Genomic DNA, 12983 nt, shown 5'->3' with positions numbered 1-12983 from the left:
TATCATTTAATAAATGCCTTTAAAGGTACTTCTTTATCATATGTCGTTATCAATCCTGCTAACTTATCATGCTTTGTCATTCATAACGCGCCGACATCCTTGACCACTGATTTGACTAAAGCCGCCCGATATTTTTTCGACCTTTATTTGGGTCAAAATGCGATCTTTTAACGCCTGTACGTGAGAGATAATACCAATCAATTTCCCTTCTTGTTGCAAGCCTGTCAAGGTATCTAGAGCAATATCTAACGACTCTTCATCAAGCGTGCCAAAACCTTCATCCAAAAATAGCGAATCCACACGGATATTGTGGCTAGCCATTTGCGATAGTCCAAGAGCGAGCGCGAGACTGATAATGAAGCCTTCACCACCAGATAAGTTTTTGGTGCTGCGAATATCGCCGCCTTGATAGTTATCAATGACATTAAGCTCAAGCGGATTGCTGTCATCATGAATCAGCAAATAGCGGTCACTCATCTTTTGTAGTTGGCTATTGGCATGGCTAATCATAACTTCAAAAGTTAAGCCTTGAGCAAAGGTGCGATATTTCTTACCATCGGCTGAACCAATTAAAGTATGCAGCTGCTGCCAAACTTGTAATTTTTCTTTTTGCGCATTAATAGCTATAAGCTGCGTTGCTTGTTGACCTTTTTGGTTCTCATTGTCTTTGAGCTTTTGAACAATAGCACCAATCTGTTGACTGAGCTGATCAATCTCCATCTGAATGTGCTGATGTTGGGCGGCAATCGTTTCTTGGCTGATATTCGTCATAGCAAGAGATAGGTTCTGCTCTAATGATTGTTGGGTGCTATCTAACTGTGACTTTGCCTGCTGCAAGGCGCTATCAATCGTAAGCTTACGAGTATGTAAAGCATCACGCTCTTCTTTAGGCAAGCGCGCATGGATAAAAGCATCTTCATCCACAAACTGCGCCGCTGCTAGATGCTCCATAAATACCTCTTGTTGGGTATTAAGGGCTGTCATAGCAGACTGCAATTCTGCCAATAGCTGTCGTTGCCTGTTTTGCAATTGCTCTAATACTTGCTGCGTGCTGTCTAGTTGTCTTTGAGCATTTGCTTGTTTGGCTTTTGCGTCATCCACTGTTCGGCGCAGTAGAGTGTCTTCTGACTCTGGGTTTTTATCTGAAAAAAGCTCTGTTCTTTTGCTCCTGAGCAGCTCAAGATCTATATTTTTTTCCACTATCAAGTGTTCGAGATTCTTTAGAGCGCTTTTATCTGTGCAAAGCTGTGCTTGCTTAGTGTCAATTTGAGCGCTCACTGTACTTAATGTATTGGTTAGCTGTTGCTGGCTGTTTTTCTGTTTAGTAAAATAATTTTTCAGCTGATTTAGCATGCTGCGCTGTTGACGTAATCTGTCAATATGACGCTCATAGTTACTGCTATCTAGTACGGTTTTCTCATCAGTACTAGCATCCAATTGCTTAAGTGCGCTTTGAATGTCTGCTTTTTTAAAATCAATACTTAAATATTCTGCGTAGTTATCCGCCGGATACTTATCTACCAAAGATAAAATACTGCTAGTAATAGGGGCTAATGCCAAAAAGTTGGCGGCTATCTTTTCTTCAACGGTGTCTGCTTTCTGCGAGTGTAGCTTGATATCCGTCGTCAGGTTATTGATTTTGCTTATCAATACCTGATGCTGATTTTCATCACTCTCTATAGCAATACTTAGCGCTGACATGCTTTGTGTCAAGTCATCATGTTGAATCAATACATTTTTAAGAGACTGCTTTTGCTCGAGTAGCTTTTGTTTGACGCTGTTTAGTAAAGGTAATGTGCGTTCAACGTCACTATCAATCGCATTGATATCCTCACTCAGTTGATAAAGCGGATGGACAATCCCTGCAATCGCTTTGGAATAATTTTTATTGGCGTTAAAAAGTGAAAGTAGACTATCTTGAATGTCATTGCTTAACATCTCACACTGCTGCTGTAATGGTACTAACTGCTGCTGTTGGTTGCTAATGGTTTCATTTTTAGTAGCATGGTCGATATGATGTTTAGATAACGCTTGTTCGAGATGCTCAATGAGTATCTCAAGCTCAGCTATTTGCTGCTGGGTTTGCTGTGTTAGTGGCAACGCTTGTTTGTTGTCAAGTTGGCTATCCAATAGCGGATGATGCTTACCATAAGGGTGCTCATGCGCGCCACACAGTGGGCAGGGTGTACCGTCTTTGAGCTCCACGATGTAATCTTCAAGCCTTGCAACTTTTTGCAGTAAATGAAGGTGCGTCTGTTTGTCTTGTTTTTTAAGCTTAGTGCTCTGAATGTCGGCGCGATGAGTGGCAACTAAATCTTCTAAGACCATTAGCTCTTGCTTCAATACCGGTAGCGTGAGATTGATTTTATGGATTTGACTGATCAGCTCAGACCGCTGTGTAATCTTAAAGCTCACCTGCTCAATTTGTATGAGGATTGGATCAATTTGCTCTTGCTCACTACGCATACTGGCAAGGGGCTGCTTTTGAATGATGATTGCTTGCTGCTGTTGTAGCTTTAGTAGTTGCTCGCGCCGCTTCGCTATCAATAAAATATCAGTATCTTGCTGTTTAGATAATGTCTCAACATCAGCTTGTAGCTGGCGGGCATGGCTATGTTGACCCATCCTAGTGGCTGAAAGCTCAGAGTTGTCCTCTAGTAGTGCTCTTAATCGTTGACAGTTGCTATCAAAGATTGTCATATCGGTATCAAGGTCGCTCATCTCTGGGTGGTCGCTAAAGTACTGGTCGATATTATTTAGCTGAGTTTTGGTGCGATTGGCAGTTTGCTGATGACTTTGGATGGTTTGGCTTAATATCTGTACATTGCCTGCCAATAATTCCTTGTGCTGGTTGTATTCCACTAAGGATTGAGACTGCTGCCTTATATCGCTGTCTAATTCGCGTACCTGTGCGATGAGGGGCAAATTTATTTGAAGGTTTTCTGATGCTTGCTTTTCTAGCATATTGGCATTGTCTAAATGGCGAGCAGCTTGCGTCAGCGATTCTTGCTGGGCAGGGATTTGATTTAGCAAACTCTGTTGCTCAACATCTAGCTTCTGGACCGTATCACGGCGATAGCTAAGCTCACGAAACTGGCTATCAATCTCTAATGCCTTGTTTGCAATACTTAAACGCTTAGCTTCTGGAATAAAAGCTTGCTGCGCTTGCTGGGCGCTTGCAAACTCGCTCTGATAAACAGACAGGTTACTTTGTAGCTGTTGTATGTTATTTAGCCATTGCAGCTGCTCACTTAATGTCTTAAAGGTTTGTCGCTGCGTGTTCTGCTGCTGATTCAATACTTTTAGATCGGCTTCCAATAGGTTTTCGTTTTCAACACTTAGTAAAGACAAGCCATCAACGCCTGCCTGCAACTTACTGAGCACATCTTCTTCCAAGCGTTTTTTCTCATGAACATTGAGTGAGATTTTGGCATAGATAGCGGTACCTGTTATCTTCTCTAAAATCGCCGCTCTATCACCGATATCAGATTTTAAAAAGGCGGCAAAACTGCCTTGTGCCAGCATGATGGAGCGGGTAAATTGGCTAAAATCCATACCAATAAGATCCTGAATATACGCAGAGGTCTTAGATTTTTTCTCTTCTAAAATCTTGCCAGATTTGACCTCGCTAATCTCGTGCTTAATCGGTAATAAGTTGCCTTTGGCTTTTTTGTGGGCACGATGTTGGTACCATGAACACTGATATCGTTTAGCGTCAATCTCGATAATAACTTCAGCCGAGCACTCTCCGGTACCTTGGGTCATGATCTCATTGGTAGAGCCAGTAATATCACCGAGTCGTGGTGTTTGACTGTAGAGCGCCAAACAAATAGCATCCAAAATAGTGGTCTTGCCAGCGCCTGTTTGCCCAGTAATGGCAAAGATACCTTCGTTAAGAAAAGCGGCGTCACTAAAATCAATGTGCCATTCGCCTTTTAAGGAGTTGAGGTTTTTAAGTCTGAGTTCAATTAGGCGCATGGCAGGGTCTTATTTTTATAGATAGTGGTGATAATTTACTGTTCGTTGTATCAGGCTGATGAGTTTTATATGTTATTCAGCTTGAGTATCTGCATGGTGCAGATCATAAACGATTTGCTCATAAGCCTCTCGCAAGGTCAATCTTTGCTCGTCAGGGATGTTATGAGTGGCTAAACAACGCTCAAATACTTCTTGCTCATTTAAGTCTTGTAACGTCTCAGAGATTTGTTGCTGATTAAGGACTTTGTTATAAGTGCGCGTATTTTTTATTTTTAATACCTCACACGGTAAGCCTTCTACCATCGCTTGAATACTTTCACGCAATTCGCTAATCACCTCATCACCAGTGTAAATAATCTCTAACCAGACCGATTCTGTATCAGACAGAGCTTCAATAACCTTATCAACTTTTTGATTAATAGTCTCCAAATCACCTGATACTTGCGCCAAGTTTTGGAACTTTGGAATAGGGAGTGAGGTAACTTGCATCTGACGGGCGGTATCATGATGCAGTGGCGTGGCGGGTAAAGTGAAAGGAGTGCTTAGAATAACTTCTGTTTGTTCAGAGGGTTCTTCAATACTCGTTTCACTATGCTGATCACTTTCTAGAGACTCGACATCAGCAAATAGGTCATCCATAAAACTTGCCGCCTGATTGACTGCTTTTTTAACGGTTTTTTCTACGGTCTTATCAGTGTTAATAAGGGTGTTGTTCAGCTGATGAGGGCTGCTCTCAGAGGTATTTTCCAGTGTTAGCTCTTTGTTTTTTAGCACCGTGCCAAACTGTATGAGCAATACTTGCTTTTGCTGACGTGCTTCGCCAAAGCCCATTGCAATGGGTGATCCTGAATATCGAATGGTTTCACGCCCACCGACGCGCTGCGGCACATGTAAATGCCCAAGCGCCACGTAATCAAAGCTTTCACTGAACATATCAGCGGAGACTTTACCAAGCGAGCCAACATATAGCTCACGAACACCATCATCATCAGTAGTGGTGCCGCCGGCAGCAAACAGATGCCCTGTGGCAATAATAGGAATATGGCGCTTATGCGATTTTAATAATTCAGCTTGTTTGGCTTTAGCAATATCTGCGACTTCATCATAGTGCGCGCAGATACCTTTGATAACATTGGCGTCTTTGCTTTGAGCTGACTCGCCAGCCTGACTGCCACGCACATCACGATCACGCAGATAAGGGACAGCGGCGATAATGCAATGCGGTGTACCGGCTGCATCATCTAACACCATCACTTCGTCATTTAAGTCATCACAAGCCGTACCAACGACATGGACGTTTAAAAACTTAAGTACATTACTCGGGGCATCCAAAAATGTCGGTGAGTCATGGTTGCCTGCGACGATGACGACATGCTGACAGCATGATTTTGAAACCTTGCCTAAAAACTCATAATACAGCGCTTGGGCTTTATTACTTGGCGTCATGGTATCAAAGATATCACCAGCGACAATAAGTATATCCACTTGCTGCGCACTAATGGTGTCCTGTAGCCAGTTTAAAAAGGCGGCAAATTCATCATAGCGCAGACGTCCATAAAGCCTGCGTCCCAAATGCCAGTCAGAGGTGTGCAGGATAGTAAGAGGCGTAACAGCAGATACAGGCATAATGAGGCTTAGTGGTAAATAAAAAGACAGCCATTATTCTAGCAAGGATTGGAGAAGTTTGCTCTGTTGCAATCATAAAAAAGCCCTACCACTAAATTGGCAGGGCTTATAATTAAAAAGGCGTGTTAAAAGGCTTTTAATCAATCACTAACTGCTCAAGACCACCATCTTCTGTTGCCAAATTAGCAATCATAGATAGTGCATGCGCTTGTTGGTTAGGATTTGGTTTTGGTGTCGTAGCAGTACCGCCTCGTAACCAGTTATTATCGTTTTCTGAGGTCTTTTTATTATTATACCAAGCCAAATCATGATGTAAGCTGACGACATCACCCATGATGAGTAGAGCAGGCGTAGGTAGTTGATGTTGTACTTGTAATTCAACGATACTGGCAAGTGTACCCGTCAATACTTGCTGATTGGACATACTGGCGTTAGAGACGATAGCAATCGGGGTCTTTGCGCTACGCCCAGCGTCAATCAAACCTTCCGTCAAGCGCGGTAGCGAATGCAGACCCATATAGAATACGACTGTTTCATCAGTATTCAAAAAACTTTTGAAGTTATTATTAGGCGAGCCTGCCTTTAAAAACCCTGTCACAAAACGTACTGACTGCGAATGGTCACGATGGGTCAGCGGAATACCAGCATAGCTAGCAGCGGCATTGGCAGCGGTAATGCCTGGCACTACTTGATACGGAACATTGTGAGAGCGCAAACTTTCAATCTCTTCACCGCCACGCCCAAAGATAAACGGGTCACCGCCTTTTAAACGCACCACACGCCGACCTTCTTTTGCGCTATTAACCAACAGCTCATTGATGCCCAATTGTGCAACGGCATGATTACTGCGTTTCTTGCCCACAAATACTTTATCGGCATCGCGGCGGCACAAATCCAATACTTGCGGTGACACCAGCGCATCATAATAGACAATATCCGCTTGCTGCATTAAACGTAACGCTTTAAAAGTTAAAAGCTCTGGGTCACCGGGACCAGCACCAACGATATAGACTTCGCCCATCGTATTTTGGGCTTCTGTTGATTCATCTGTAGCATTTTTTGCAGTGATATTTGCCGCTGTGTTATCCAGATCAGCTTGCAGTTGGGCGATGGCTTCGTTTTCATTACCGGCAAACATCAATTGACTGACTTGACCTTCAAAGGCGCGCTCCCAAAACTGCCGACGTCCAGTCAATGTTGGAATTTTGGCTTTAACCTCACCTCGAAACTCGCCAGCAAGCTTGGCTAATTTACCATAACCTTGTGGAATCAAGGTTTCTAGCCTTGCCCGCAATAAACGTGCGAGTACCGGTGCCTTACCGTTGGACGAGATACCAATCACGATGGGATTGCGATCGACAATGGCAGGGAAGATAAAATCGCATAAATGCGGCGTATCGACGACGTTTACCGGAATGTTGAGTTCAGTGGCATCAGCATGGATTTGGTGATTGAGCATCTCATCGTCAGTGGCAGCGATAATAACGCGCGAATCTGTCATATAGGTTTTATTATAATTCTCATAAATCAGCGCGTGCTTACTATCACTGAGCAAGGCTTGTATCTCATGGCTAATGCTTGGCGCAAGGACAGTGATACACGCGCCAGCACGGCTCAGCAAATCAGCTTTGCGTAATGCCACATCACCGCCGCCAACAATCAGTACTTTACGATCTTCTAATTTAAAAAATAGGGGAAAGGTATTCATAGTATGACCAGTCATTCAATTGAATATATACTGCTATTATGAGTTATCAGTTGCGCAGGCTCACGTAATGTATTGGCATTAGTATATTCGTTTTTGAGATATTAAAAGTAGTTTTTTTTGAGAAAGGGAATAGCAATATAAAATCAAGATACTAAAAAAATCCCGCTTAACTCGGTGTAAACCGGTTAAGCGGGATTTTTATGCATTGTATTTATTAAATCACAATTCTGTATTTAGCAATTACAACTGCGTATGCAAGCCACATTCGCGATGCTCTTCTACTTTAGTTGGATCGAAGTAATCAAACTCATTAGGTAGGTTATGTTCTTCAAGATAAACATCCAAATCGCTATCTGTCTTATCAAACAACGGTGCGACTTTTAACACGCCGTCTTTAGACAAGCTCAGGACATCAAGACCTTGACGGAATTCGGTTTGATCTTTACGAATAGCATTGAACCAAACATCAGGCTTTAGCTCATCTAAAGCGCGGCGGAATGGCTCAAGCTTCACTTGATCGGTGAACTCATCATGTAGTGGGTTATCAATACCAGGAATACCTTCCATCGTCACGTCACGATGGGCAGCAGTTTGCTTAGGAATATAGGTGATCACATTTAAATTTAAATCACGGATGACTTTATTGGCAAACTGGTAAGTGGCGTCAGTGTTATAGCCAGAATCTACCCACAATACGGTGATATCAGGGCGCAGCGATGCGACCAAATGCAAAATCGCAGACTCGTAAGGACGGAAGTTAGTGGTAATGATTGGGTTTTTCGCTTGGCTTAATGCCCATTCTACGATTTGTTCTGGCGTTTGACCTTGCAAGTCTTGGTTGGCTTGATCGATATCTAGATTCGGATGTAATTGGCTCATGGTAGATTCCTTGATGAAAGTTCATGTAAAAATGATTTGAGTGAAAAGTAACTAATATAAGTGCTCATGATTTATTCTAAAACTAAGTGCCTGCAAACATCGGTAATGCGCTAGCATCGCGTCCATCGTAGCTGCTAGCAAGCGCATTAAATGCTTGACTGATATCAGAGATAGATTTCATATCATGCTCACTGAGCACAAAGCTATCTGCGCCCGCACGTAAAAGGTAAGCAATTTGGTCACGGCCAAACTTGCCCGCCATACGAATCTCGCCCTGATAGCCTATTTGACGCATGGTTTGCGCATAACTAAAACCGCGTCCGTCGGTAAAGGCCGGTACATGAATAACAATCAAATCTTGTTGTAATAAAAACTCTGACAAACCAACCAATGTATCGGTGTCATTATCTGACGTAACCCAAACGCCAACACGGCTGGCATGTTCAGTCAATAGCTCGTTCAGCTGCTGTAATAGCCCGCCAGCAAGCTTGCCTTCAGCATTCAATAAATCCATGAGCGGCAATACGATATCGAACTTTTCTTGTTTATGTAATAGCTCAAGCAGCGATATATGGCTAAGAGCAATGCCATCTGGTAGCTCATCGGTATTAAGCGCCAACCACGTATCACTTTGACCGATATCAATACCTTTGCTGTTTAACACATGATGATTACCCATAGACATTCTCCTTAAAAGGTGCCACGCCAACGCGATTGACCAAGTCACTAAAAGCTTCTACGTCGTTCTCATTGCTCATGCGCTGCTCTAAATAGACGTCCAGTATTTTTTGTAGGGTAATCGCCACATCTTCGGCTGGTACTGCTTTACCCAATATTTTACCGACTTTGGCATCGTTACTAGAGTTACCGCCAAGGCTGATTTGATACCAATGCTCACCCTTTTTATCGACACCAAGAATACCGATATCACCCGTATGATGATGCGCACAAGCATTCATGCAGCCAGACATATTGAGGCGAATCTCACCCAAGTCATAAAGATAGTCGAGGTCATCGAACTGCTTTTCGATTTGTTCAGCGATATTGTGAGTTGTGGCATTGGCGAGTGAGCAGTAGTCCCAACCTGGGCAAACAATCATATCTGTTAATGTGTTTATGTTGGCACGTGCTAAATGCAGATCCGCCAACTGTTCCCATAGCTCATATAGTTGATTGGTTTGCACATCAGAGAATACGAGATTTTGCTGATAAGTACCGCGCAATTCACCAAAGCTATATTTGTCTGACAGATCCGCGAGAGCATCCATTTGTGATTCGCTGACATCACCAGATGGTACGTAGGTTCCGTCGACCAAGCCTGCCTTTAGCGAAATGACGACAGCGCGATAGCCTGCTATTTTGTGCGCGACTGTATTTTGGTTATACCAATCGGCAAAGTCTTTATTCGCATTGAGTTGCTGTTGCAAGTCAGACTGTACTTGTAAGGCATCAAAACCAACATAATCAGGCTCACTAAAGAAGCCAATAGCAGTGTCAAAATTGGCATCGGTCAGCGTCAGTGGACCATCTTTGGTATGAGCTTCCCACTCAGCATCGACCAACTTAGCAAAGGCAGGACCGCCCATGCTCTCGACCAATATTTTGATACGCGCTTTGTATTTATTATCGCGGCGACCATGCAGGTTATAAACGCGCAAAATAGCGTCTAGATAGCTAAGCAGATGCTGACGTGGCAAGAATTCGTTAATTACTTTACCAATCACTGGTGTACGGCCAAGACCGCCACCCACCAATACTTCAAAACCAATCTCGCCTGCGTCATTGGTTTTTACATGCAATCCCACATCATGTACTTGCGTCGCCGCGCGGTCATTGGCAGTACCAACGACAGCAATCTTAAATTTACGCGGTAAAAAAGCAAATTCAGGATGAAAGGTAGACCACTGACGGATAATTTCGCAATAAGGGCGTGGATCCGCAATCTCTTCTTGATGAATACCGGCATAAGGATCGGTAGTCGTGTTGCGAATACAGTTGCCCGACGTTTGAATGGCATGCATTTGTACCGATGCCAGCTCTGCCAATATGTCTGGCACATCTTCTAGCTTTGGCCAGTTCAGCTGGATATTGGTACGGGTCGTGAAGTGTCCGTAACCCTTATCGTATTTACGGGTAATCTCTGCTAATTTACGCAGTTGGTAGCTGGCTAGCAGGCCATATGGAATGGCGATACGCAACATCGGTGCATAGCGCTGAATATAAAGACCGTTTTGCAAACGCAGCGGTAAAAATTGCTCTTCTGGCAGCTCGCCTGCCAAAAACCGTTCGGTTTGGTCGCGAAACTGGGCGACTCGTTCTTCTACCAAGGTTTGGTCAGCGTAGTTATATTGATACATGACGTAATCTCAATTTTGTTTTTAGTCTTAAAAGCAGCGACGAAAATGATTTGCGTGTGTAATATATTTTGTTGTCGATCGCAATGTGTACCGTTCAGCTTTACATCATATAAGCTTGTACTTCAAAACATAAATTCCTTTCAGTCATATACATATCCAAACACAGCATAAATTTTCATAACGAAAATTAGGTAGCCTATGCTTATCGAATTCAATACCTGATTTTAATGAGCAGTTTTTAATCATTTAATAAATAGCTTTAGCGTACTGCCATTATCCCTTTATTCGCCCAATTGCTTCTCTACTACCTTTATCTACAGTTACTCATCTTTCTCTCATCTCTTAAGGTTGTAAAATCACTATGACATCTATCATTGCCAATCAAACATCATCAAAACTCGTTCCTCCACACGGTAGCGCTGAGCTAAAGCCGCTTTTGGTTGATACGGACGCGCGCAGCCAAGCGTTGAAGCTTGCCAGCACTCTACCGACGATTACTCTTAGCTCACGTGAGCGCGGTGATTTGATTATGTTTGGTATTGGCGGTTTTACGCCGTTAAATGGTTTTATGAATCAAGCCGATTGGCAGGGCGTGGTTGATAATATGCGCCTGCAAAGTGGTGACAATGCGGGCTTGTTTTGGCCGATTCCTATTACTTTGTCAGCACCTAAAGTAACCGCTGACAGCTTAAATACAGGTGATAAAGTCGCATTGGTGGCGCAAGATGGCGAGATTATGGGTATTTTAACGGTGGAAGAAACCTACACCATTGATAAAGAGCATGAGTGCCAACAAGTATTTACCACCACAGATCCAGAGCATCCTGGCGTACAGCAAGTACTGGAGCAAGGTGAAGTCAACATTGCAGGTAGCGTTGAAGTCCTAAGCGAAGGCGAGTTTCCAACCTTATATCCTGAGATTTATAAAACACCAGCTGAAACCCGCGCAATTTTGGACAATAAAGGCTGGCAAACGGTCGCGGCTTTCCAAACCCGTAATCCCATGCACCGCTCACACGAATACCTTGCCAAGATTGCGATTGAGATCTGTGATGGCGTACTGATACATTCATTATTGGGTGCGTTAAAACCAGGTGATATCCCAGCAGACGTACGCCAAGAAGCCATTAAAACCTTGATTGACAATTACTTTAGAGCTGACACCGTTATTCAAGCAGGTTATCCGCTTGATATGCGTTATGCCGGTCCGCGTGAAGCATTATTACATGCCGTATTCCGCCAAAACTACGGCTGTAGCCATCTGATCGTTGGTCGTGATCATGCCGGTGTTGGTGATTATTATGGTGCTTTTGATGCGCAAACCATTTTTGACCACGTCGGTAAAGATGATTTGATTACCCAACCGTTAAAGATTGGCTGGACGTTTTGGTGTAATGCTTGTAATGCCATGGCGTCGGATAAAACCTGCCCGCATGAAGCGTCTGAACATGTCAAAGTATCAGGAACCAAACTACGTAAAGCGCTCTCAGAAGACCTTGATGTACCAGAGAACTTTAGCCGTCCAGAAGTGTTACAGATTTTGCGTGATTATTATGCTGGTATCGCTTTTGATGAGCGTGCTGAGGTTAAATTGGTCGGGGCTTCTGCGGTATAAAAATTTATATTCAATATGAAAGATAAAAAAGGGTCAGATGATAAGTCTGACCCTTTTTGTGTTATTTGAACGTTTTGACCATCTCGTGGTTAGCTGAGCTCTAAATCACCAGCCAACTTTTGATAGTCACCAACCAATGTGCCACCACCAGAGCAAAAGTAGTTAAGCGCGTATTTATCTTGGCTATCAATAGTCAATTTATCATCTTTAAATTGAAAAAAAGCCGTACTGTCATTGACCTTGCTCTGAAAAATAATGCCGTGTGCATCATCTTGACCCATCAATGTTGCTTTGCCATCAAAATGGCAGGTCGGTTTTTTGACATCGCTGCGCGCACGTACCTTAATGTCAATCTGCTTATCGCCGTCTGCTTTGACCATCACGCCTACCCAGTCATCGCCTTGCGTACGCTTAGCATAACCCTCAGAAGCATAGTCACCAACGATGACTTTTACAGCAGGCGAGAGTGTCGCTGCAGGTTGCGTAACGCTGTGATTATCCACATTGGCTTTTATAGTGTTATTACAACCACTCAAAGCAAGCAGCGCTGCACTTGTTAAAGAAAGAGCAGCAAAAAAACGCGAGTAACAAGAGAAAGAAGTAATCATTAAGTTGCCTTGGGTAAGTGAGTAAGTAATAAAAATGGCTTTGCAAAATGGATGTTTTTGATTGAATTAAACAGTTTTAGGTAGCAGTCGTTTATTTGCAGCGATTATAGTTGATCCACTTTTAAAAGAGTACGGAACTACTGGGGTTTATTATTCGCAGCCTCTGTCTGCGTAGGCACAGCAAGCAAGAAAAATTAACCCCAGTAGTGATT

At 43.2% G+C, this 12983-nt stretch carries 8 protein-coding genes; 1 reads left to right on the top strand and 7 read right to left on the bottom strand.

The genetic code is table 11. The annotated features are described in order from the left end of the window. Positions 1-66 precede the first annotated feature (66 nt). From FQ082_RS00685 to FQ082_RS00660, 6 genes are all read right to left on the bottom strand, one after another. On the bottom strand, positions 67-3978 hold the full coding sequence (locus FQ082_RS00685) for an AAA family ATPase (RefSeq protein WP_149491661.1): 3912 nt from the start codon (positions 3976-3978) through the stop codon (positions 67-69). A gap of 72 nt (positions 3979-4050) precedes the next feature. Beyond that, on the bottom strand, positions 4051-5604 hold the full coding sequence (locus tag FQ082_RS00680; protein WP_149491660.1) for an exonuclease SbcCD subunit D C-terminal domain-containing protein: 1554 nt from the start codon (positions 5602-5604) through the stop codon (positions 4051-4053). Positions 5605-5740: 136 nt separating this feature from the next. Continuing rightward, positions 5741-7312 carry a siroheme synthase CysG gene (gene cysG / locus FQ082_RS00675; protein ID WP_149491659.1) on the bottom strand — a complete coding sequence of 524 codons (1572 nt, stop codon included), beginning with the start codon at positions 7310-7312 and terminating at the stop codon, positions 5741-5743. A 240-nt stretch (positions 7313-7552) separates the two neighbouring features. Then, the gene (locus FQ082_RS00670; RefSeq protein ID WP_149491658.1) at positions 7553-8191 is read right to left on the bottom strand and encodes a phosphoadenosine phosphosulfate reductase family protein; all 639 of its coding nucleotides are present in this window, start codon (positions 8189-8191) and stop codon (positions 7553-7555) included. Positions 8192-8273: 82 nt separating this feature from the next. Beyond that, on the bottom strand, positions 8274-8870 hold the full coding sequence (locus FQ082_RS00665) for a DUF934 domain-containing protein (protein ID WP_149491657.1): 597 nt from the start codon (positions 8868-8870) through the stop codon (positions 8274-8276). Then, positions 8863-10548, bottom strand: a complete 1686-nt coding sequence (locus tag FQ082_RS00660) for a nitrite/sulfite reductase (RefSeq protein ID WP_149491656.1) — start codon at positions 10546-10548, stop codon at positions 8863-8865. Before FQ082_RS00660 ends, FQ082_RS00665 begins: the two co-directional genes overlap by 8 nt. Before the next feature lie 361 nt (positions 10549-10909). Between FQ082_RS00660 and sat the strand changes: the two genes are divergently transcribed. Beyond that, on the top strand, positions 10910-12163 hold the full coding sequence (gene sat, locus FQ082_RS00655) for a sulfate adenylyltransferase (protein WP_149491655.1): 1254 nt from the start codon (positions 10910-10912) through the stop codon (positions 12161-12163). An 89-nt stretch (positions 12164-12252) separates the two neighbouring features. Here the strand turns inward: sat and FQ082_RS00650 are convergent, their stop codons facing one another. After that, positions 12253-12771, bottom strand: a complete 519-nt coding sequence (locus FQ082_RS00650) for a hypothetical protein (RefSeq protein ID WP_149491654.1) — start codon at positions 12769-12771, stop codon at positions 12253-12255. Positions 12772-12983 lie beyond the last annotated feature (212 nt).

Origin of the sequence: Psychrobacter sp. ANT_H56B, assembly GCF_008369245.1 — a bacterium.
In the GTDB taxonomy this organism is placed as follows: domain Bacteria; phylum Pseudomonadota; class Gammaproteobacteria; order Pseudomonadales; family Moraxellaceae; genus Psychrobacter; species Psychrobacter cryohalolentis.
This window is presented reverse-complemented; position numbering and strand designations above follow the sequence as displayed.